The sequence below is a fragment of the Microbacterium mangrovi genome (assembly GCF_000802305.1).
Taxonomy (GTDB): Bacteria; Actinomycetota; Actinomycetes; order Actinomycetales; family Microbacteriaceae; genus Microbacterium; species Microbacterium mangrovi.
Genome location: NZ_JTDK01000006.1, coordinates 1028473 through 1049469 on the forward strand (window position 1 = coordinate 1028473; position 20997 = coordinate 1049469).

The window sequence follows — 20997 nt, forward strand, 5'->3', positions numbered from 1 at the left end:
AACTGCAAAAGGACGATGCACTAATTACACCGATGTCATTCGATCTGGTCAAGTCGCAGATGGTAAAGCCTCATGTCGGGGTTGAACCTTCGCGACGCGCCGGACGCCCGATCACGTTCGATAACGGTCCGGTATCGAATACCTGTGACTCGACCAAGACCGGCCCCAGCCCGGCACGGTAGCCTGATCGGCGATGGCCGTCCTCTCCAAGCACCCCGTCGGCGCGGTGCCCGGGCCCCCGGCTCGCGAGCGCACCGGGCATCTCATGCTGCGCGCCTGGTGCATCTTCGTCCTGTTCCTGGCGTTCTCCGGCGTCGCATGGATCAACGCGATCGGCGCGGTGGCCTCCGGCATCCTCACGATCGCGACCGGCGTCGTGACGGTCGTGCTCTGGGTCCGGGTGCGCCCGCCCGTGCAGTGGCGCCGCCTCCCCTGGTTCGCCAGCGCCTACGTGGTCTGGGCGGGGATCTCGATCATCTGGTCGCACTGGCCCGGAACCACCGCGCTCACCTGGCTTCTGCTTGCGATCACGACCCTCCAGGCCCTGTTCGTCGGCGCCGTCCTGACCTGGCGCGAGGTGGTCGCGGCGCTGGCCTCCGCACTGAAATGGTGCGTGGGCCTGTCGCTCGCGTTCGAGATCGCCGTCTCGGTGTTCGTGCGCGGTCCCCTGCTGCCCGAGTTCATGCCTCCCGCACCCGGTTCGACGTACGACCCGATCGTGTTCTGGTCGCGCGGAAACCTCATGCGGCACGGGTGGGAGAGCCTGTTCGACGGCGGCCGGATCCAGGGCATCTACGGCAACGCCAACCCGCTGGCGGCCGTCTGCCTGGTCGCGATCATCGTCTTCGCCGTCCGGATCGCGGCACGGGCACCCCGTCGGCCGCTCCTCATCGCATGGATCGTCGTGGCGGCCTTCCTCCTCTACCGCGCCGACTCGGCCACGGTGTACCTGGCCGCAGCGTGCTGTGCCGCGGTGCTCGCCGCGGTGCTCGTGATGCGCACCGCGCGTACACCGGGCGACCGGACCCGGCGGTACGTCCTGTTCACCGGCGTCGCGATCGTCGGCATCCTGGGCGCCTGGCTGATGCGCGACAACGTGCTCTCCGCCCTCGGCCGGTCATCCGAGCTCACCGGGCGCACCGGGATCTGGCAGGGCGTCATCGGGCGGGCCGTGGAGCACCCGGTCATCGGCTGGGGCTTCGCGACCCCCTGGCTGCCGAGTGATCCGGCGTTCGACCGCTGGATCGTCGACCACGGTCAGTCCGTCATGCAGGCACACAACATGTGGATCGACGCGTGGATGCAGGTGGGCATCATCGGAGTGCTGCTCCTGGCCGGGCACTATCTCACCGGCATCTGGCGCTCATGGTTCTTCGCGGTCGACCGGCCGCGCTGGGATCTCACCGCCGGCCGCCCGTATTCGGCGCTCTCGGTGCTGCCGCCGCTCATCTTCACGATGCTGCTCGTGCAGGGCTTCGCCGAATCCGAGCCGCTGCTGCTGTGGGGCTGGATGCTGCCGGTGCTCCTCGTCTTCAAGATCAAACAGGCACCGATCGTCGGGGTGGGTCCCGGTGAGCAGCCGGTCCAGCTCGAACGCGGCGAGCAGCCCACCCCGGCCTGACTCCGGCCTCCTTCAGCGAAGACCGGTGACCGGAACCCCCAGCCACTCGGCCAGGTCGGCGATCTCGCCGCGGATCATCTCCATCTCCTCAGGCTCGATGGGGGCGAGCTCGTGGAGCGCGGTCACGTGCAGCGTCTCGCGCGTGCGGTCGAGCGCGGCATCCAGCAGCGCGACGAACCGGTCGCCGACGAGGATCGGATGCGCGAACTGGCCGTAGACCCGCTCGGCCTTGGGCTTGAACTGTTCCAGGACGTAGTCGAATTCGAAGACGTCGCGAAGGCGCGGCCGGTCGAACAGGATCCGGTCGTACGGGTTGAGGATGGCGACGCGGCCGCCCGGATCGTCGTCCAGGGCGGCGAGCGCCTGCGGATCGACCCGCCACCTGCCCTTCACCCCGTCGATGACGGCCGGCTCGCCGGCCGCGCCGACCGGAGTCCACGCCGAGCGCTCCTTCGCGATGCCCGCCGCCTGCAGGCGGCGCTCGTCGAGCAGCCGCGCGGCATCTTCGTCGGTGTACTCGGGCAGCGCCTTCGGCCAGGCGCGCTCGGTCACGTCCCAGCGCCGCAGGCGGCCCTCCCGGCCCACCACCGCCACACGCCCTTGACGCTCCAGCGATTCGAGCATGCGCGGCACCTGATTGGATCCGTACCAGCCGCTCTCGGACTGCCGGGCGACCTGGGCGGTGTCTTCGATCTCGGACGCCAGCAGCGGCCCGTCGGCGCGGAGCCGGGCCAGCACGTCGTCGGCGAACCGCGCGTTGGCCTCCATCCACCCGCGGCCGCGCGCGTGCTGCGGCCAGTGCCGCATGCGCGGGACGAGCAGCGGCAGCACGCTGATCGGCCGGATCGTGCCGTCGTACTCGAAGAGCACGCGGTCGTCTTCCACCGCCTTGGTCAGCTGCCCCGGCTCGTACCCCCAGCCGATGCGCGCCCACGCCGTGGCGTGCTGGGCGGGCGCGATGACCGCGGTCGGGTCGATCTTGATGACGGCGAGCTGCTCGGCGACCTCGACCACGTCGCCCGGGCGCCGGGCGTCGAGCATCTGGGCGCGCACGATGATCCGCCGCGCGTCGTCGCGACTCAGCGTGTGGGTCATGCCGCGAGGCTACGCCGGGGCGCCGACATTCACAGGCGCCGGAACCCGCGTCCGCGGCGGACGACCGAGGCGATCAGGCGCCAGCCGACGAGGAAGAGGAAGAGCACGATGCCGGCGACGATCACGAACGAGACCGCGACGCCCTGCCCGGACACGGCGCGCAGGATCATCCCGACCACGAGGGCACCGACCCACACCCACAGTCCGCTGCGCCACGGCGCGAAGGGGCGACGCCAGACGCGTCCGGCGAGCCATCCCACCAGCGCCCCGGCGAGGAAGGGCCAGGCCGTGATCCACAGGCCCGCGATCGCATTCTCGCCGTGGCTCGCGCGCCCGATCAGGGCGAACAGGAGGATGAGCACGATGTCGAGGACGATGGCGAGGCCGAGGGCCGGGGGTCGGGTCTTCACCCCCTCACCCTATGTCCGCAAGCCGAACCTGTTCCATGCGCGGGAATGGATGCCGCGGCCACCCGGTTGTCCCTGACGTGCAACGCTTCGGAACACTCTCCTTCGGCCACTACGGTCCCCTCGGCGGCGGCCGCGAACTGACCGCGCAGGACTCCATGCTGCAGGCGATCGACCTCGCCCAGGGCATGGATGATCTCGGCGCCGACGGCATCTACTTCCGCGTGCACCACTTCGCCCGCCAGCAGTCCTCTCCGATGCCGCTGCTCGCCGCGATCGCCGCGCGCACCGAGCGCATCGAGATGGGCACGGGCGTCATCGACATGCGATACGAGAACCCGCTGTACCTCGCGGAGGAGGCCGCGGCCGTCGACCTCATCTCCGGCGGTCGGCTGGCTCTCGGCGTGAGCCGCGGGTCACCCGAGTCCGTCGTGCGCGGCTACGAGGCGTTCGGCTACCCGAGCGAAGACCCGCGCGGGGCGGATGTCGCCCGCGAGCACTTCGACCGGTTCCTGCGCGCCATCGAGGGCGAGGGCATGGCCGAGCGCGACCCGAACTCGCCGTTCGGCGGGGGTCGGGGCCTGCAGCGGGTCGAACCGCACTCCCCCGGCCTGCGCTCGCGCGTCTGGTGGGGAGCCGGCAGCCGCGACACGGCGGAATGGGCCGGCCGGGTCGGCGTGAACCTGATGTCGTCGACGCTTCTCACCGAAGACGCCGGGATGCCGTTCGACGAGCTCCAGGCGGAGCAGATCGATCTGTTCCGTGCCGCGTGGGCGGATGCCGGGCACGCCGGGACCCCGCGGACCTCGGTGAGCCGGAGCATCTTCCCGATCGTCACCCAGCAGGACGCCCTGTACTTCGGGCGCCCGGAGGGCGAAGGGGTCGGCTACATCGACGGGGGTCGTGCGACGTTCGGGCGCACGTATGCCGCCGAGCCGGATGTGCTGGTCGAGCAGCTCAAGCAGGATGCCGCCCTCGCCTCCGCCGATACGCTCATGCTGACCATCCCGAGCCAGCTCGGGGTCGAGTACAACCTGCACGTCGTGGAGACGTTCGCGAAGCACGTGGCGCCCGCCCTGGGCTGGACGGGCACCCGCGCCTGATCCGCCGGCACCGGGCCGGATCCGTCACGAACACACCGTTCCACGCTGCGTTCGCGACGGATTCTTGCCGGCATCCCTCCCGGATCCGTCGCGAATGCCCAGCTCAACGAGGCATTCGTGACGGATCGGCGCCGGCGGCGCCCGGGCTCACGCGGCAGCGGCGTCGCGACGGAAGATCTGGATGGCCGCGACCACCAGGATCACGCCGCACAGAGCCTGTTCGATGACCATCCACAGCGGCAGCGGCAGGAAGAACAGCACGCCGACCACCGCCACGATGAGCACGAGGACGATGATGCGCAGGCGCAGCAGCGCCTTCGCTCCCCCGGAGCGCGCCCGGCGGGCGAACAGCAGGGTGAGCAGCGACGTGCCGGCGACGATGACGCCGCGCACCCAGGCCTCGACGGTCACGTCGCGCGGTGCGAACAGCGACAGGGCGAGCAGCGTCACGACGGTGACGAGGCTGAGGACGACGTAGCCGAGCACGAGGCGCTCGGCGATGCGCAGCGGAGTGGCTGCAACGGCTTCGGACATGGCGATCTCCTTCGGAACGACGGCTACGCGACGGCTGTCGCGCGGTCGAAGATGCGGATGACCTCGGCGATGTGTCTGTCGAGATCCAGGTCGGGGTGGGTGGAGAAGTAGAAGGAGGCGCCGTCCATGATCGCCCGGATCATGAGCGCGACGACCTCGGCGTCGAACGGTCCGAGCTCGCCGGCATCCTGACCGGCGACGAGCAGCTGCCGCAGCGGGCCGACGGTGTCGTCCTCGGCGTCGGTCGGCTGATTCTCGAGGATGCGGTGCACGGCGGTGATGTGCTCGGGCCGGGACGCGATGAAGCGCAGGTTGGAGTCGAGGTAGACGCGCAGTCGCTCGCGCGCGCCGGATGCCGCGAGGATCCGCTCGGTCATGTACGCGCCGCCCTCCTCGTAGAGGGATCGGACGACCTCTTCGAGCACCCCTTCTTTGCTGCCGAAGTGGTACAGCACCGTCCCTTTGCTTGTGGCGGCCTCGCGCGCGATGCGGTCGACGGATGCCGCGGCGAAGCCCGCCTGGGACAGCACCGCGATCGCCGCGTCGATGATGTCGCGTCGGCGCGCCCGCTGGGTGCGGGTGAGGGCCGCATCGGATTCTGACCGCATGGTCAGATTTTAGACCATACGGTCAGCTTTTGCCACATCCGCCATCACGGCGATCGCCCCGCCGCGATTTCGCCATCGTGTACGTTGCTGAGAGAATGCTGTCGCTTACGCTGGACTGTCTGTTGTGACGCAGCAGTCGCAACGCCCGAAAAGAAAGTACGGCCTGATGGCAACGAAGACATCCTCCCCGCGCCTGGCGCGATCCCTCGGCCTGTGGGCCATCGTGGGTCTCGGCCTCGGCTACATGACCCCCACCACGGTGTTCGACACCTTCGGAGGCGTGGCCGACGAATCGGCCAACCTGGTTCCGCTCGCCTACCTCGTCGCGCTCGTCGTCATGCTGTTCACCGCGATCAGCTACGGCCGCATGACCCGCGTCTTCCCGTCGGCGGGTTCGGCCTACACGTACACGTCCGAGACCATCCACCCCAACGTCGGCTTCGTGATCGGCTGGTCGTCGCTTCTCGACTACCTGCTGCTGCCGATGGTGAACGCCCTCATCGGCAAGAACTACTTCGAGTCGTTCTTCCCGGACGCGCCGGTATGGATCTTCGTGGTGATCTACGTCGCGTTCATCACCCTGCTCAATCTCTGGACCATCAAGGGCACCTCGAATGTCAACCTGGTGCTGGTCATCTTCCAGACCGTGGCGATCGTGACGTTCTGCATCCTCGCGTGGGTGCAGCTGCAGCAGGGCGTCGGCAACGGCACCCCGTGGACGATCAAGCCGCTGTTCCACGACAGCGTCGAGTTCAACAACCTGCTCACGGCCGCCACCATCGTCTGCTTCTCGTTCATCGGATTCGACGCGATCACGATGTACTCCGAAGAGGCGAAGACCCCGAACACGGTTCCCAAGGCCATCGTGCTGGCACTGCTCATCGGCGGCGCGATCTTCTTCGTGGCCGCGTGGTTCTCTCAGTCGGTCTTCCCGAACTACACGGAGCTGACCCAGTACGCCAAGCACTACGACCCGAGCTTCACGAACGACAAGCTGATCAGCGACTCGACGCTTCCCCCCATGGCGTACGCCGTCGGCGGCACGTGGTTCAAGATCTTCTTCACGGCCGCGTCGATGGGCGCGATGGTGGCATCCAGCCTGTCCTCCCACGCGTCGGTCTCGCGCATGCTCTACGTCATGGCCCGCAACGGCAAGGGCTGGGTGTCGCGGACGCTGTCGTACATCCACCCGAAGTTCTTCACCCCCTCGAACGCGGTGATCCTCGTCGGGCTGGTGTCGCTGCTGGCCATTCCGATGGCGCTGGACACGGCGTACTCGCTCATCAACTTCGGTGCGCTGATCGCGTTCAGCTTCGTGAACATCACCGTGATCGTGTACTTCGCGGTCCGCCGCAAGGAGGTCAAGACCTTCTGGCAGATCATCCGCAACATCGTCCTTCCGGGCATCGGCGTGGGCCTGACGATCCTGCTGTGGGTCAACCTCAGCGCCGACGCGCTCATCGCGGGCAGCGTCTGGCTGGTGATCGGCCTCATCGTCCTGATGTATCTGACGCGCTTCTTCCGGACGCCGCTCACGATGAAGATGGAGGAGGAGACGCTGGCCGAAGAGGGCACTCCGATCCCGCACATCCCGCACGGCCACGAAGCCGCCGCGGAGGACGCCCCCGAGTCCGACAAGGTCTGACGACCCGTCGCACGCACGAGGGGGGATGCCGCATCGCGGCATCCCCCCTCGTCGTCGTCTCGGGGCAGGTCAGCTCGGCGAGCCGCCGGCCTCCAGCACGTCGCCGGTCGGCAGTTCCTGGTGGCCGCCGAACTGCAGGCGCATGGCGGACAGCACCTGGTTCGCGAAGTGGTCCTCGTCGCGGGAGGCGAACCGCTCGAACAGGGAGGCCGCCAGCACCGGGGCCGGCACTCCGACATCCACCGCGGCCTTGACCGTCCACCGACCCTCCCCCGAGTCCGACACCCGGCCGGCGAGTCCGTCCAGCGTGGGATTCGCGTGCAGGGCGGCCGCGGAGAGGTCCAGCAGCCACGACGAGATCACCGATCCGCGGCGCCACAGCTCCGACACCTTCGCCGTGTCGATGTCGAACTGGTAGTACTCGGGCTCTTCGAGCGGGGCGACCTCGGCGGAGTGCTCGCCCGACCGGATGCCGGCGTCCGCATTGTGCAGGATGTTCAGGCCCTCGGCGAGCGCCGCCATGATGCCGTACTCGATGCCGTTGTGCACCATCTTCACGAAGTGCCCGGAGCCGCTCGGACCGGTGTGCAGGTAGCCGCGCTCCTCGGGGGCGAGCTCACCGGTGCGTCCGGGGGTTCGCTCGATCTCGCCTGCTCCCGGTGCCAGGGTCGCGAGGATGGGCTCGATCGTGCGGTAGGCGTCGTCCGGACCGCCGACCATGAGGCAGTAGCCGCGCTCCAGGCCGAAGACGCCGCCGGAGGTGCCGATGTCCATGAACCGGATGCCCTGGTCCGCCAGCGCGGCGGCACGGCGGACGTCGTCGCGGTAGTTGGAGTTGCCGCCGTCGATGAGGATGTCTCCTGCCTCGAGGTGCGGGGCCACCTGGTCGACGATGGAGCCGGTGAGCCCGGCGGGCACCATGAGCCACACCACGCGCGGCGTCTGCAGGCGCCCGACCAGGTCGCCGATGCTCTCGCTTCCTGTCGCCCCCTCCGCCGCCAGGGTCGCGACCGCGTCGGCGTTCACGTCGTAGACGACGGCCTCGTGTCCGTCGCGCATCAGGCGGCGCACGATGTTGGCGCCCATCCGGCCGAGTCCGATCATTCCGAGCTGCATGAAATCCCCTCGCTTCGAGACCGTCGCGCGGACACGCTGCCCGCTAGGCTCATCGTATGGCTTCACAGGACACCGACGACTCCCTCTCCCTCGGCAACAAGTCGGGGCTCTGGGGGGCGCTGATCGGCCTCATCGTCTTCGCTTTCATCGCCGTCCCGCTGTCGGCCGCGGTGTCGTTCGCGACGCACCCCGCCACCCGTCAGCTGTTCGCCGGACGCCTGTCGGAGGCGACGCAGGGCGGCTACCAGGCGTTCTGGTGGACGGTGTCGCTGCTGCTGGTCGCGCTGCCGTTCCTCATCGGATTCGGGGTCGCCAAGCTCTCCCGCAAGACCCTCGTCACCGTCGGCGTGATCATCGCGATCCTGCTCATCCTCATCGTCGTCCTGGGCAGCGCGTTCGTCTTCTGATCCGCCCTTCACGCTTCCCGGACCCCGGTCTCGTACGAGGCCGGGGTTCGTCGTGTCGGGGGCGCCCGACCCCCTAGACTGAGGCCAGTAGCGGGCTCTTGCCACCGGCGGCCAGAGGGCTACGGCGGGCCCGCGCGACGGAGGACCCGTATGGACGTACTCGACCCACTTGCGCTGGCGCGCTGGCAGTTCGGTCTGACCACTCTGTATCACTTCATCTTCGTGCCGCTCACGCTCGGCATGGGGCTGATCGTGGCCGTCTTCCAGACGGCGTGGTACCGCACCGGCAAGGCCAAGTGGCTCCACCTGACGCGGTTCTTCGGCAAGATCTTCCTGATCAACTTCGCGATGGGCGTCGTCACCGGCATCGTGCAGGAGTTCCAGTTCGGCATGAACTGGTCCGACTACTCGCGCTTCGTCGGCAACGTGTTCGGCGCTCCGCTGGCGTTCGAGGGCCTCATGGCGTTCTTCCTCGAGGCGACGTTCATCGGGCTGTGGATCTTCGGCTGGGACCGCCTGCCCAAGGGCCTGCACCTGGCCACGATCTGGGTCACCTGGATCGGCGCCTCCTTCTCGGCGTACTTCATCCTGGCGGCGAACGCCTGGATGCAGAACCCGGTGGGCTACAAGGTGGTCCAGGGCCGCGCCGAGCTGACGAGCCTCTGGGCGCTGCTGACCAACAAGGTGGCGCTCGCCACCTTCCCGCACACGATGCTCGCCGGTTTCATGTTCGCGGCCGCGGTCGTCGTCGCCGCAGCGGCGTGGCAGCTCAAGCGCGGGCTCAACGTCGAGATGATGCGCCCGGCCCTGAAGTTCGGGCTGTGGAGCGTGCTTATCTCGTTCGTCGGCGTGTTCCTGGCCGGCGACCAGCTCGCCATCGCGATGGTCGAGACCCAGCCGATGAAGATGGCCGCGGCCGAGGCGTTCTACAACAGCGGCTGCGGTGCGGATGCCTCCTTCTCGCTCTTCTCGATCGGCACGCCCGACGGCAGCAGCGAGGTCTGGTCTCTGCGCGTGCCGTACCTGCTGGCCCTCCTGTCGACGCACACCCTCACCGGGTGCGTCGAGGGCATCAACGATCTCAACGCCCAGTACGCGCAGCAGTTCTCCTGGACCGGCCTCACCGATTTCGCCCCCACCATCTGGATCACCTACTGGGCGTTCCGCTGGATGATGGGTCTCGGCGCCTTCGCCGCGCTGGTCTCGCTCCTCGGGCTGTGGGTGACCCGCCGCAAGGCCAAGCGTCCGGTCGCCTCGTGGATGTGGACCGTCGCGATCTGGACCGCCCCGACGGCGCTGCTGGCGAGCCTCGTCGGCTGGGTGTTCACCGAGATGGGCCGCCAGCCGTGGATCGTGTTCAGCCTGATGCTCACCCAGGACGGCGTCTCGCCGAACGTCCCGGGCTGGCAGGTGCTCCTCTCGCTGATCGTGTTCACCGCCCTCTACGGCGCCCTGTTCGTGGTCGAGTTCGGGCTCATCGTGAAGACCGTGAAGAAGGGCCCCGATCCGCTGCCCGATCCGGACGACCCGGAAGCGCCGGCCGAGGCCGGGCCCGCCGAACTGACGACGGTCTACTGAGAGGAGACGCATCATGGATCTCGCACACCTGTGGTTCTGGATCATCGGCATCCTCTTCATCGGGTACTTCGTGCTCGACGGCTTCGACTTCGGCGTCGGCATGTCCCTGCCGTTCCTCGGCAAGGACGACGTCGGCCGACGCCAGGTGATCAACACGATCGGCCCCGTCTGGGACCTCAACGAGACGTGGCTCATCGTCGCCGGGGCCTGCCTGTTCGCCGCCTTCCCGCAGTGGTACGCGACGCTGTTCAGCGGGTTCTACCTGGCGCTGCTGCTCATCCTCGTGACCCTCATCCTGCGCGGCGTCTCGTTCGAGTACCGGCACCAGCGCGATTCGCTGCGCTGGAAGGGCGGATTCGACACCATGATCGTGATCGGCTCGGCGGTGCCCGCATTCCTCTGGGGCGTCGCGTTCGCGAACATCGTGAACGGCGTGCCGCTGGATGCCGGCCACAACTTCACCGGCACCCTGCTGACCCTCCTCAACCCGTACGGGCTCCTCGGCGGCCTCACCACGCTGCTGCTGTTCTTCGTCAACGGACTGCTGTTCGTCGCTCTGAAGACCGACGGCCAGGTCCGTGAGGACGCCCGCAAGCTCGCGTTCCGCGCGGGGGCGCTCGCGCTCGTGGTCGCCGCCGTGTTCCTGATCTGGACGGTCGTCGCGCACTTCAGCCCGGCGGTGCTGATCCTCGCCGCGATCGCCGCGGTCTGCCTCGTCGTGTCGATCGTGTGCAACCTGCGCGGCATCGAGGGCTGGGCGTTCGGCTTCGGGGCGGTCACGGTCGCGGCCGCGGTTCTGAGCCTGTGGTTCGCGCTGTACCCGAACGTGATGCCCGCCTCGAACGACCCGGCGCACAGCCTGACGATCGAGAACGCGTCGAGCAACCTGTACACGCTGCAGGTGATGTCGTGGGCGGCGCTCGTGTTCCTGCCGCTCGTGCTCGCCTATCAGGGCTGGACGTACTGGATCTTCCGACGACGGGTGACCCGGTCGCACATCGAGAACGCCGTCCCGGTGCATTGACCCGCCCGCCCGAGCCGCGGCGCGCCGGGTCGCCGGTCGACCCGCGCCTGCTGCGCTACGCCGCGGCATCCCGCTCGTACTTCGTGTGGAGCGCGCTGGTGACCGTCGTCCAGACGGCGGTCATCATCGCGTTCGCCACGGTCCTCACGCGGGTGCTCACCGGGGCGATCGACGGCGAACCGGTCGCGCGCCTGTCGCCGTGGCTCGCGGCGGGGGCCGGCATCGTGCTGCTGCGCGGCGCGCTGACGGTCGCCACCGACGCCCTCGGCGCCTCGGGTGCGGCCCGGGCGCAGCTGCAGCTGCGATCGGCGCTCACCGCGGCGGTGCGGCGTCTCGGCCCCGCCGCGATCACGGCCCACGGCGGGTCGGCGCGGCTCGCCGTGCTGGCCGGTCACGGGCTGGAGGCGCTGGACGCGTACTTCGGCCGCTATCTGCCGCAGCTCGTGGCCAGCGCGATCACGATGCCCGTGCTCGTCGTGGCGATAACGCTGGCCGACCCGGTCTCCGGCCTCATCGTGGTGCTGACCCTCCCCCTCATCCCGATCTTCATGGTGCTCATCGGCCTCGCCACGCGCGCCGTCCAGCGCCGCCAGCTCGACACCCTGGGCCGGCTCGCGGCGCGCTTCGCCGACACCGTCAACGGCCTCGGCACCCTCAAGCTGTTCGGTCGGCAGCGGCGTGCGGCATCCTCCATCGAGCGGGTCACCCAGGACTACAAGCGCGAGACGATGAGCGTGCTGCGGGTCTCGTTCCTGTCCGGGTTCGCCCTGGAGTTCCTCGCCAGCATCTCGGTGGCCGTCGTCGCCGTCACGATCGGACTCCGCCTGCTCGGCGGCGAGCTCACCCTCGGCATCGGGCTGTTCGTGCTCCTGCTCGCCCCGGAGGCGTTCCTGCCCCTGCGGCAGGTCGGCGCGCAGTTCCACGCGGCGGCGGAGGGCATGGCCGCCACCGAACCCGTGTTCGCCCTGCTGGATGCCGCCCGGGGCGCCGGTGAGGCACGACTCGCCCATGGCGGAGAGCTCCGGGCACCGGCCGCCGCCCCGGCGCTGACGGTGCGAGGCCTGCGGGTGCACCGCGGTCCCCGCCTTCTCCCGCCGGTCGATCTCACCGTCGCGCCCGGCGAGATCACCCTGCTGCGCGGACCGAGCGGCGCCGGAAAGTCGAGCGTCGTGGCGGCGCTGCTCGGATTCGCCGAGTACGACGGCGAGATCCGCCTCGGAGCCTCCCCCGTCCCGAACGCCCGCGCCGCGATCGCGTGGGCGGGTCAGCAGCCCGGGCTCATCGCCGGGACCGTCGCCGCGAACGTGGCGCTCGGGGATCCCGCTCCGGATGCCGCACTGGTGGCATCGTGCCTGCGCGACGCGCACGTCGACCGTGATGTCGACGGAGCGCAGGTGCTGGGCGTCCGCGGCGACGGGCTCTCCGGCGGCCAGGCGCAGCGTGTCGCTCTCGCCCGCGCCCTGTACCGGCTGCGCTCCGGCCGTGCGGCGATCCTCGTCCTCGATGAGCCCACGAGCGCGCTGGATGCGCACACCGAACGGGCGGTGTGGCAGACGCTGCGGTCGCAGGCCGCGGGCGGAGCCGGCATCCTCCTGATCTCCCATCGCCGCACGGCGGCGACGATCGCGAACCGCTCCGTGACCCTCGCTCCGCTGGAGGCGACGGTATGAGTGCCCGCGACATCCTGCGGCTCGCCCAGCCCGCACCGCGCCGGTTCGCGCCCGCCGTGCTCTCCGGGTGGGGCACGGCGCTCAGCTCCATCGCCCTGCTCGCCGCGAGCGCGTGGCTCATCACGCGGGCCTCGGAGCGTCCGGAGCTCATGTACCTATCGGCGGTGATCGTCGCCGTCCGCGCGTTCGCGCTCGGGCGGGGCGTGTTCCGGTACCTCGAGCGGCTCACCGGGCACGATGCGGCGCTCGGACAGCTCGCGGTGGTGCGCACCGATCTCGTCCGGCGCCTCGTCCCGCTCGCACCCGACGGGCTGGGGCGAACGCAGCGCGGCGCGCTGCTGTCCAACCTCGTCGACGACGTGGAGCAGCTGCAGGACCTGCCGCTGCGGGTACGCCAGCCCGTGCTGGTCGCCGGCCTCGCCTCGATCGCGAGCGTGGTGTTCACCGCCTTCCTGTCGGTGCCCGCGGCGCTGACGCTCGCCGCATGCCTGGTCGTCGCGTTCCTCGTGGCGTGGTGGGTCGGCGCCGCGGCCGGCGCCCGCGCGGAGCGGCAGATCGCACCCCTGCGCGCGCGGCTGGCGGACGCCCTGCTGGACGAGCTCAGCGCTCTCGAGGTGCTGACCGCGTTCGACGCGACAGATGCCTCCGCGCACCGCATCGCCGAGGCCGACGACGCGCTGCGCCGCGCCGTCGTGCGCCGCTCGGTCGCGCAGGCGCTCATCGCCGGGACCGTGTCGGTGCTCGCCGGAGCCGCGTCGCTGCTCGCCCTGCTCGTCGCCGGCCCGGGTCTGGCGGCGTCGGATGCCCCGGCCCTGGCCGTGGTCGTGCTGCTGCCGATGGCGGTGTTCGAGGTCTTCGGCCCGCTCCCCCTCGCCCTCTCGATGCGGCGTCAGGTGCGCGTCGCGGCCGCCCGGATCGCGGCGACCGTGCCCGACGCCGCCCCGCCCGAGCTGCCGGTGGAGACCGATCCCACCGGCACCGCGCCGCCGCTCGGCGACGGGCTCCGCCTGCGCGGCGTCACGGCATCCTGGCCGTCTGCGACCGGTGCCGCACTCTCGCCGGTCGATCTCGACGTCGCACCCGGGGAGCGTGTGCTCGTCACCGGCGCGAGCGGAGTGGGAAAGACCACCCTCGCGCACGTGCTGGTGCGGTTCCTCGACCATGGCGGCCGCTACCGGATCGGCGGGACCGACGTGCGCACCCTGTCGCCGGACGACGTGCGGCAGACCGTGGGCCTGGTCGAGCAGCATCCCTTCCTGTTCGACGAGTCGCTACGGCAGAACCTGCTCTTCGCGAAGGACACGGCGGCCGACGACGACCTCTGGGACGCCCTCGCACGGGTGGGCCTGCGGGACTGGGCGGTCGCCCGCGGCGGCCTGGACATCCCCGTCGGCGAACGGGGGGCGCTCGTGTCCGGCGGGCAGGCTCAGCGGATCGCCCTGGCGCGGGCGCTGCTGCGTGATTTTCCGGTGCTCGTCCTCGACGAGCCCACCGCCGGCGTCGACCCGGCGGCATCCGACGCGCTCCTGCGTGATCTCCTGGCCGCCGCGCGCGGACACACGATCGTGCTCATCTCGCACGTCGAGGTTCCGGCCGACCTCATCGACCGCGAGGTGCGCCTCGCGCGCTGAGTGCGCTCAGAGCGACATCCCGTAGTCGAACACGCCGGGCGGCGCGGGCAGGGGGGCGAACCCGAGCCGTGAGTAGAACGCCTGAGCACCCGTGTTGCGGGGGTCGACGCCCAGGTGCACGCCGGGGACGGATGCCTCCCGGAGCCGGTCGAGCATCGTGTCGATGAGCCGGCGACCGAGCCCCTGCCCTTGCAGGCTGGGGAGCAGATCGATGTGCAGGTGGGCCGGGTACGCGGCCTCGAGCTGCTCCTCTCCCGGATCGGACGATTCCGTGCCGCGGCGCCACGCGCTGCGGACGATCGCCGCCTCGCGTGAACGATCCGCGCGCGCCGGGAGCGGCCACCGGTCATGGAAGCGGGGCCACCATTCGTCGCGGAACCAGGCGTCGAACGCCGCCGTGTCGGGTGCGGCGACGACGTACGCGGCGGGAGAACCGGCATCGTCCTCGGCGACGAAGGCGAAGTCGGGATGCCGCGCGACATACGGCAGTGCGAAGACGGCCGCCCACAGGTCGTCGTCGGGCAGGATGCCGGTCGCATCCTTCCCCGCATCCGCAGTCAGGAGGCAGATTCGTGCGATCGCCGCTTCGTCGCCGGTTCGGAACGGGCGGATGGCGGTCATGTCCCCACCCTAACGTGCGGCCGATCCGCGCCCGCCGAGCGGGGGCGCGGTCGACGCGCTCAGGCGACCCGGGGCGTGGCCGCCGACCCGCGGGAGATGGTCTGGTACCCGGCCTTCGTCCCCGTCACGACGACGGTGATCGTCTTGCCCCGCTGCGCGGTCGTGGGTGTGAAGGTCGACCGGGTCGCGCCGCTGATCGCCGTCCCCGAGGCGTACCACCGGTAGGTGAACGCGGTTCCGGTCGTCCAGGTGCCCGGGCGTGCCGTCAGCGTGGCCCCGACCTTGGCGGTGCCCGCGATCGTCGGCGCCGCCGTCAGCGCCACCTTCGTCGTGGCCGCCGACACTCTGGAGATCGTCGGGTACCCGGAGAGGGTCCCGGTGACCTTCACGCTGATGGTCTGACCCACCTGTGCCGTCGTCGGCCTGTAGGTGGTGTGGGTGGGGCCCGACGTCCCGCTGATGTAGGCGCCGTTCGCGTACCACGCGTAGGAGAAGGCCGTCCCGGTGGTCCACGTGCCGTGGTTCGCGGTCAGGGTGGCGCCGGCCATGCGAACACCGCTGATGGTCGGCACGGCGGTCTGCGCCACGAGGGCCGTGGCACCGCTCACCCGGGCGACGGTGCCGTACCCGGTCTTCGTGCCGGTCACCTTGACGGAGATCTTCTTGCCGGTCTGCGCGGTCGTCGGCGTGAACGTAGAGTGCGTCGCGCCGGACGTGCCGGAGATATAGGCGCCGTTCGCGTACCACGCGTACGAGAACGCCGTTCCCGACGTCCACGTGCCGTGGTTCGCCGTGAGGGTGTATCCGACCGCCGGGGTCCCGCTGACTGTCGGTGTCGCTGCCGTCGCCACACGCAGGGTGGGGACAGAGGTCTTGGACGTCGTCGCGTAGGTGGCCTTGGACGCGGTCACCCGCACCGTGATCGCCATGTCCTTCTGCGCCGCGCCGAGGACGAGGGTGGATGCCGTCGCCCCGGTGATCGGGGTCGTCGTGCCCGTCAGGTTCGTGGCGTACCACTGGTACTTCAGGGTCGCGCTCGGGCTCCACGTCCCGGCATTGGCGGTCAGGGTCGACCCGACCGACAGAGTTCCGGAGATCGTCGGGACCGGTGCGGCGACGAACGGCAGCACCTGCGTGGACCCGAACCAGTCGGTGAAGAAGTTGTAGAAGTTGCGGTTGCCGTACGACGAGCACGTGTCCCCGGTGCCGTAACCGTTATTGCCGGCGGCGAGCGCCGCAGCGTTCGGCACATAGGGCGTGTAGTAATAGAGGTCCGCGGTGGCCTGGTTCGCGATAATCACGCGCTTCGATCCGCAGGAGGTCTTCGTGTTGTACTGGATGTACGAGATCCCTCCCACCGGGAACCACGTGAAGTCCTGGCTGGTGCCGGGAGGGTTCGCGTATCGCTTAAGCTGGCGCGCGGCCAAGTAGACCTGGCTGAAGAATCCACCGCTCCCTGTGCACCCAGTCGTATCGGGGCAGTTGTTCCCCATTGCATGCTGAAATGCGTAGGTGCTCGGCGCGGTGCTCGTTACCAAGCCCTGCTCTTTCTGCAGCATGACAATCAAGACCTTCGGATTGATGCCGCAAGCTTGCGCCACTTTGTAGATGATCGCGGCCGCGGTCTCGCTCGGCAATCCCGTGTACCCGGTGCAGAGCAGGCTCGTGGGCGTGACATTCTCGGGCTTATAAGTCCCGGTCGGCGTCCTATAGCTCTTCAGGCAGGTGTACCCGGTCTTGCAGGTCGGCACCTTGGCGTTGAGGAAGCTCTGGATCTGCGCCTGCGTCATGGCGTCCTTGTGGAAGAACACCGCATCGCTGATGATGTTGCCCGCGTCGAACTTGGACAGGTCCGCGGCATGCGCGGCCGGCGCCACTGCCGGAGTGAGGAGCCCGACCACCGCCAGGACGACCGCCAACAGCGCGGCCAGGACGGGGTGGATGCGGGCGCGACGCTGCGCAGCGTGCTCCGGGACTGAGCTCATCGCCCAAGCGTCGCACACCTGGGTGCTCCTCGCCAGTTGCACAGGCACACCACAGGCCCCGTGTCGCCCGGAGGGAGCGAGCACGGGGCCTGCAGGCTGGAACGCGGTGCGATCCTCCCGGCTCAGCCCTTCGTCGCGCCGGCCATGAGGCCGCGCACGAAGAACCGCTGCATGGAGAAGAACACGATGAGCGGCACGATGATCGAGATGAACGCACCTGCGGACTGCAGGAACCACTGATCACCCCACGTGCCGGACAGCGAGTTCAGCGTCTGGGTGAGTGGCAGCGAGGTCGACGGGGCGAAGATCGTCGCCACCAACAGGTCGTTCCACACCCAGAGGAACTGGAAGATCGCGAACGAGGCGATCGCCGGCATCGCCAGCGGCAGGATCATCCGGAAGAAGATCTGCCCGTGCCCGGCGCCGTCGACGCGCGCGGCCTCGATGATGTCGCTCGGGATCTCGGCGATGAAGTTGTGCAGCAGGAAGATCGCCAGCGGCAGGGCGAAGATCGCGTGCGCGATCCATACCGTCGCGAAGCTGTGCGAGACATCCCGCAGCTCGAACCCCGGGAAGATCCCCACGCCGGCGACCGTGAGGCCGCGGGAGAAGAGGCTCAGCAGCGGCACGAGCGCCATCTGGATGGGCACGATCTGCAGCGCGAAGATCGCGACGAACAGGATGCCGCGGCCCTTGAAGTCGATCCACGCGAACGCGTACGCGGCCATCGACGCCAGGGCGATCGGGATGATCGTCGCCGGGATCGTGATCGCGAGCGAGTTGAGGAACGACTCGCCGAGGGTCAGCGCCGTGCCGCCCGAGGTCAGGGCCGCCTGGTAGTTGCCGAGGGTGAAGCTCGGGTTCGTGAACACCGTCCACCAGCCGGTGACCGAGGAGTCGGCGCCGGGGCGGAACGACGTGACGAACAGACCGAACGTCGGGATCGTCCAGACGATCGCGATGACGATCGCGACGACGGTCGCCGTCTTGCTCGTGAGCTTCTTCTGCGCCTCGTTCTCGTTCTTCCGAGTTTGGCGGGCGACCTTCCTGGCCTCAGACCGACCGAAGCGCACAGGCGCGTCATCTTCGACGATGGCCATCAGCGCACCTCCCTCTGCTTGCGCATCTGGCGCACGTTGTAAATGATCAGCGGCAGCACGAACAGGAACAGCACGACGGCGAGCGCCGCCGAGTGTCCGTAGCTCTGGAACCGCTGCTGCTGGTTGACCATCTCGAAGCCCAGCACCGACGAGTTCGACCGGCCGCCGGTCATGACCGCGACGAGGTCGTAGACCTTCAGCGACGCGATCGTGATCGTCGTCAGCACCACGATGAGCGAGGAGCGGATGCCGGGCACCGTCACGTTGGTGAAGCGCTGGAAGGCGGATGCGCCGTCGAGCTGGGCGGCTTCGGTCTGCTCGGTGGGAACCGCCTTGATCGCGGCGGACAGGATGACCATCGCGAAGCCGGTCTGCGTCCAGATGAACACGATCACGAGCATGATCGTGTTGACCAGGGGCGTCGTGTCCAGCCACGGGACGGGCTGGCCGCCCAAGGCCACGACGATGGCGTTGAGCAGACCGATCTGCTGCCCCTGCCGGTAGTCGTAGACGAACTTCCAGATGATGCCGGCGCCGACGAACGAGATCGCGACGGGCATGAACACGAGCACCTTCAGGTACTTCTCCCCGCGCGCACGGTCGATGAAGACCGCGTACACGAGCCCGATCGCCGTCGAGAACGTGGGGGCCAGCAGCGCCCAGATGAGCGTGTTGATGACCGACCAGAATCCTTCGGGGTTCGTGAACACCCAGCCGTAGTTCTCCAACCCGACGAACGATGTGCCGGTCTTGTCGAAGAACGACTGGACGAAGGTCGCGATGGCCGGGTAGATGAGACCGGTCAGCACCATCACCAGCGCCGGGGCGAGGAAGAGCACCAGCTGGAACAGATACCCGGCGCCCTGACGGGACCGGTAGTCCGCGAAGAACAGCAGGCCGCCCGCGAGGAGCGAGATCGCCATGATGTAGATCGCCGCGTTCTGATACGGACGCAGCACCATGAAGGCCAGGAACGGGATCAGCAGGCTCGCCGCGAGGCGGAGCCAGAAGTACCCGCGACCGGACCGCGGCGCGTACTCGATCAGCAGCAGGACGATGCCGACCACGATCGCGAAGGCGACCACGACGATGGGGATCTGCACGATCGGGCCGAGCCCGCCGATCCACACGAAGAAGCTGTTCAGCGAGAAGCCGAGCGACACCGCCAGGGCGTTGGGGTTCGGCCCCTGCATGATCATGAACAGGAAGAGCGCCACGATGAGGATGGCGCCCACGAGCAGGACGAACGCTGTCGTCCTGCGGGAATACGCACGACGACGGCCCTTGGGCCCCGGGCCCGCCTCCGTCGACGTCGTCTCAGCGGTCAGCTGCGACATGTCTCTCCCTCCGCGAGAAAGCCGATGCTCACCCGGGACCGGCGCGTCGGGCGCTCCGGTCCCGGATGAGCGATCGACTCAGTTCTGGTAGCCCGCCTGGATGTTGGCGAGCACCGTGTTGGTGGGCTTGCCGTCGACCCAGTCGACCATGCCCTTCCAGAAGGAGCCCGAACCGACGGTGGCCGGCATCAGGTCGGACGCGTCGAAGCGGAACACCGTGTTCGGGTCCTGCATGAGCTTCATGGCGTCCTGCAGGAACTGGCTCGAGGCGAGGCTCGGGTCCGCGTTCTTGTTGGCCGAGATCACGCCGCCGAGCTTGACGCGGGTGTTCGCGAACTCCGGCGTGCCCATGTACTGGACGACGCGCTTGACGGCGGCGTTGTCCGAGAAGCGGGTGACGAACTCGCCGCCGCCCTCGATCGTCTTCGAGCCCTCGGAGATGCCGGGCATCACGAAGGCGTAGACGTCGCCGTCGGGGGCGACGGTGGGCGTCTGGCCGCTGGCGTTCTTGACCGTCAGGAAGTTCGACGACAGGAAGGACGCCTGGTGGGTCAGCGGGCACGATCCGTCGGCGACCTTCGCGGCCACGTCGGCGAACGCGGTCGAGTTGATGCTCTTGACGTCACCGAAGCCGGCGTTGACGTACTTCGGGTTGAGCAGGATCTTGCCGACCTCGTCGAAGGCGGACTTGATCTGCGGGCTCGTGAACTTGACCTTGTTGGCGATCCACTGGTCGTAGACCTGCGGACCCGAGTCGCGCAGCACGAGGTCCTCGATCCAGTCGGTGCCCGGCCAGCCGGATGCCGCACCCGAGGCGAAGCCGGCGCACCACGGCGCCTTGCCGGTCTTCTGCTGGATGGTCGCGGTCAGGGTGAGCAGCTCGCCCCACGTCTTGGGAACGCTCACGCCCCACTTCTTGAACGACGTCGGCGAGTACCAGATGAAGCCCTTGACGTTGGCGAGCATCGGGGCCGCGTAGAACGTGCCCTTGTACGTGCCGTAGTTCTTCCAGTCCTTCGACCAGTTCTTGTCGACCTCGGCCGCGGTGACGCTGTCGCCCGGCTTGACCTGGCCGGTGTCGATCAGGCTGTGCAGCAGACCGGGCTGCGGGACGATCGCGATGTCCGGGGCGGAGCCACCGGTCACCTTCGTCACGATGTTGCCCTCGAAGCTCTTGTCGCCCGTGTAGACGACCTTGATGCCGGTGGCCTTCTCGAGGGGCTCGAACGACTTCTGGAGAGCGTCGGCCTCCGAGCCCGTGATGCCGCCCGAGATGTTCACCGTCTGACCCTTGAGCGCGGTGCTCGTCGGGTTTGAGGCGCTTTCGGTGCAGCCCGCGAGCGCGAGGCCCACGACACCGGTCAGCGCAATCGGCACGAGCAGTTTCGCCCGGTGTGCCTTGCCCATCTGTTCTCCTCCTTGAGTGGGTGTGTCAAGTCGATCCCGGATCGCCCGCGCTGCGGCGCTTGCGTTCAGAAGTCGATGTCATCAACGTAGATGATATGACACCGCTTC

Annotated in this window: 18 protein-coding genes; 8 read left to right on the forward strand and 10 right to left on the reverse strand. The window is 69.0% G+C overall.

What is annotated here, in order from left to right:
* Nucleotides 1–193 precede the first annotated feature (193 nt).
* Nucleotides 194–1621, forward strand: a complete 1428-nt coding sequence (locus LK09_RS08685) for an O-antigen ligase family protein (protein ID WP_039397896.1) — start codon at nucleotides 194–196, stop codon at nucleotides 1619–1621.
* A gap of 12 nt (nucleotides 1622–1633) precedes the next feature.
* On the opposite strand, the gene LK09_RS08690 is transcribed toward LK09_RS08685, so the two are convergent.
* Both LK09_RS08690 and LK09_RS08695 read right to left on the reverse strand, forming a co-directional pair.
* Complete coding sequence (locus tag LK09_RS08690) at nucleotides 1634–2716, reverse strand: DNA glycosylase AlkZ-like family protein (protein WP_039397897.1); 1083 nt, start codon at nucleotides 2714–2716, stop codon at nucleotides 1634–1636.
* 29 nt (nucleotides 2717–2745) lie between these two features.
* On the reverse strand, nucleotides 2746–3126 hold the full coding sequence (locus tag LK09_RS08695) for a DUF3054 domain-containing protein (RefSeq protein ID WP_039397899.1): 381 nt from the start codon (nucleotides 3124–3126) through the stop codon (nucleotides 2746–2748).
* Nucleotides 3127–3203: 77 nt separating this feature from the next.
* Between LK09_RS08695 and LK09_RS08700 the strand changes: the two genes are divergently transcribed.
* Nucleotides 3204–4226, forward strand: a complete 1023-nt coding sequence (locus tag LK09_RS08700; RefSeq protein WP_039397901.1) for an LLM class flavin-dependent oxidoreductase — start codon at nucleotides 3204–3206, stop codon at nucleotides 4224–4226.
* A 147-nt stretch (nucleotides 4227–4373) separates the two neighbouring features.
* Here LK09_RS08700 and LK09_RS08705 read toward each other — a convergent pair whose 3' ends face one another.
* Complete coding sequence (locus LK09_RS08705; RefSeq protein WP_052226556.1) at nucleotides 4374–4760, reverse strand: hypothetical protein; 387 nt, start codon at nucleotides 4758–4760, stop codon at nucleotides 4374–4376.
* A 23-nt stretch (nucleotides 4761–4783) separates the two neighbouring features.
* Nucleotides 4784–5368 (reverse strand): TetR/AcrR family transcriptional regulator, encoded by a 585-nt coding sequence (locus LK09_RS08710; RefSeq protein ID WP_197060996.1) that lies wholly within the window; start codon nucleotides 5366–5368, stop codon nucleotides 4784–4786.
* A 166-nt stretch (nucleotides 5369–5534) separates the two neighbouring features.
* On the opposite strand from LK09_RS08710, the gene LK09_RS08715 reads away from it, so the two are divergent.
* Entirely contained in the window at nucleotides 5535–7013 is a 1479-nt protein-coding gene (locus LK09_RS08715) for an APC family permease (protein ID WP_052226557.1), read from the forward strand.
* Between the two features lie 69 nt (nucleotides 7014–7082).
* Here LK09_RS08715 and gnd read toward each other — a convergent pair whose 3' ends face one another.
* The gene (gene gnd, locus LK09_RS08720) at nucleotides 7083–8129 is read right to left on the reverse strand and encodes a phosphogluconate dehydrogenase (NAD(+)-dependent, decarboxylating) (protein ID WP_039397905.1); all 1047 of its coding nucleotides are present in this window, start codon (nucleotides 8127–8129) and stop codon (nucleotides 7083–7085) included.
* 56 nt (nucleotides 8130–8185) lie between these two features.
* Here gnd and LK09_RS08725 point away from each other — a divergent pair, with 56 nt between their 5' ends.
* The 5 genes from LK09_RS08725 to cydC all read left to right on the forward strand — a co-directional run bounded on the left by LK09_RS08725 (nucleotide 8186) and on the right by cydC (nucleotide 14439).
* The gene (locus LK09_RS08725; protein WP_039397906.1) at nucleotides 8186–8536 is read left to right on the forward strand and encodes a hypothetical protein; all 351 of its coding nucleotides are present in this window, start codon (nucleotides 8186–8188) and stop codon (nucleotides 8534–8536) included.
* Nucleotides 8537–8686: 150 nt separating this feature from the next.
* Nucleotides 8687–10114, forward strand: a complete 1428-nt coding sequence (locus LK09_RS08730; RefSeq protein WP_039397908.1) for a cytochrome ubiquinol oxidase subunit I — start codon at nucleotides 8687–8689, stop codon at nucleotides 10112–10114.
* Between the two features lie 13 nt (nucleotides 10115–10127).
* Nucleotides 10128–11138: a cytochrome d ubiquinol oxidase subunit II gene (cydB, locus tag LK09_RS08735; RefSeq protein ID WP_039397910.1), complete on the forward strand. Its 1011-nt coding sequence runs from the start codon at nucleotides 10128–10130 to the stop codon at nucleotides 11136–11138.
* Complete coding sequence (gene cydD, locus LK09_RS08740; protein WP_052226558.1) at nucleotides 11135–12808, forward strand: thiol reductant ABC exporter subunit CydD; 1674 nt, start codon at nucleotides 11135–11137, stop codon at nucleotides 12806–12808. The genes cydB and cydD overlap by 4 nt, the downstream gene beginning before the upstream one ends.
* Nucleotides 12805–14439, forward strand: a complete 1635-nt coding sequence (cydC, locus tag LK09_RS08745) for a thiol reductant ABC exporter subunit CydC (RefSeq protein WP_039397912.1) — start codon at nucleotides 12805–12807, stop codon at nucleotides 14437–14439. Before cydD ends, cydC begins: the two co-directional genes overlap by 4 nt.
* A 6-nt stretch (nucleotides 14440–14445) precedes the next feature.
* Here the strand turns inward: cydC and LK09_RS08750 are convergent, their stop codons facing one another.
* The 5 genes from LK09_RS08750 to LK09_RS08775 all read right to left on the reverse strand — a co-directional run bounded on the left by LK09_RS08750 (nucleotide 14446) and on the right by LK09_RS08775 (nucleotide 20889).
* A complete protein-coding gene (locus LK09_RS08750) occupies nucleotides 14446–15060 on the reverse strand; it encodes a GNAT family N-acetyltransferase (protein WP_039397914.1) in 615 nt (204 codons plus the stop codon).
* 59 nt (nucleotides 15061–15119) lie between these two features.
* Nucleotides 15120–17045: a hypothetical protein gene (locus LK09_RS20720; protein ID WP_052226559.1), complete on the reverse strand. Its 1926-nt coding sequence runs from the start codon at nucleotides 17043–17045 to the stop codon at nucleotides 15120–15122.
* Nucleotides 17046–17167: 122 nt separating this feature from the next.
* Nucleotides 17168–18145: a carbohydrate ABC transporter permease gene (locus LK09_RS08765; RefSeq protein WP_039397915.1), complete on the reverse strand. Its 978-nt coding sequence runs from the start codon at nucleotides 18143–18145 to the stop codon at nucleotides 17168–17170.
* Nucleotides 18145–19482, reverse strand: a complete 1338-nt coding sequence (locus LK09_RS08770) for a carbohydrate ABC transporter permease (RefSeq protein WP_082008133.1) — start codon at nucleotides 19480–19482, stop codon at nucleotides 18145–18147. The genes LK09_RS08765 and LK09_RS08770 overlap by 1 nt, the downstream gene beginning before the upstream one ends.
* Before the next feature lie 78 nt (nucleotides 19483–19560).
* Nucleotides 19561–20889 carry an ABC transporter substrate-binding protein gene (locus LK09_RS08775; RefSeq protein WP_039397917.1) on the reverse strand — a complete coding sequence of 443 codons (1329 nt, stop codon included), beginning with the start codon at nucleotides 20887–20889 and terminating at the stop codon, nucleotides 19561–19563.
* Nucleotides 20890–20997: the final 108 nt, after the last annotated feature.

Excerpts from the sequence above, each read along its gene's own strand:
- LK09_RS08730 (WP_039397908.1), top strand. The coding sequence starts at position 8,687 with ATGGACGTACTCGACCCACTTGCGCTGGCGCGCTGGCAGTTCGGTCTG.
- LK09_RS08710 (WP_197060996.1), bottom strand. The coding sequence starts at position 5,368 with ATGCGGTCAGAATCCGATGCGGCCCTCACCCGCACCCAGCGGGCGCGC.
- LK09_RS08770 (WP_082008133.1), bottom strand. The coding sequence starts at position 19,482 with ATGTCGCAGCTGACCGCTGAGACGACGTCGACGGAGGCGGGCCCGGGG.
- cydB (WP_039397910.1), top strand. The coding sequence starts at position 10,128 with ATGGATCTCGCACACCTGTGGTTCTGGATCATCGGCATCCTCTTCATC.
- LK09_RS20720 (WP_052226559.1), bottom strand. The coding sequence starts at position 17,045 with ATGAGCTCAGTCCCGGAGCACGCTGCGCAGCGTCGCGCCCGCATCCAC.
- LK09_RS08690 (WP_039397897.1), bottom strand. The coding sequence starts at position 2,716 with ATGACCCACACGCTGAGTCGCGACGACGCGCGGCGGATCATCGTGCGC.
- LK09_RS08775 (WP_039397917.1), bottom strand. The coding sequence starts at position 20,889 with ATGGGCAAGGCACACCGGGCGAAACTGCTCGTGCCGATTGCGCTGACC.
- LK09_RS08705 (WP_052226556.1), bottom strand. The coding sequence starts at position 4,760 with ATGTCCGAAGCCGTTGCAGCCACTCCGCTGCGCATCGCCGAGCGCCTC.
- LK09_RS08715 (WP_052226557.1), top strand. The coding sequence starts at position 5,535 with ATGGCAACGAAGACATCCTCCCCGCGCCTGGCGCGATCCCTCGGCCTG.
- LK09_RS08750 (WP_039397914.1), bottom strand. The coding sequence starts at position 15,060 with ATGACCGCCATCCGCCCGTTCCGAACCGGCGACGAAGCGGCGATCGCA.
- gnd (WP_039397905.1), bottom strand. The coding sequence starts at position 8,129 with ATGCAGCTCGGAATGATCGGACTCGGCCGGATGGGCGCCAACATCGTG.
- cydC (WP_039397912.1), top strand. The coding sequence starts at position 12,805 with ATGAGTGCCCGCGACATCCTGCGGCTCGCCCAGCCCGCACCGCGCCGG.
- LK09_RS08685 (WP_039397896.1), top strand. The coding sequence starts at position 194 with ATGGCCGTCCTCTCCAAGCACCCCGTCGGCGCGGTGCCCGGGCCCCCG.
- LK09_RS08725 (WP_039397906.1), top strand. The coding sequence starts at position 8,186 with ATGGCTTCACAGGACACCGACGACTCCCTCTCCCTCGGCAACAAGTCG.
- LK09_RS08765 (WP_039397915.1), bottom strand. The coding sequence starts at position 18,145 with ATGGCCATCGTCGAAGATGACGCGCCTGTGCGCTTCGGTCGGTCTGAG.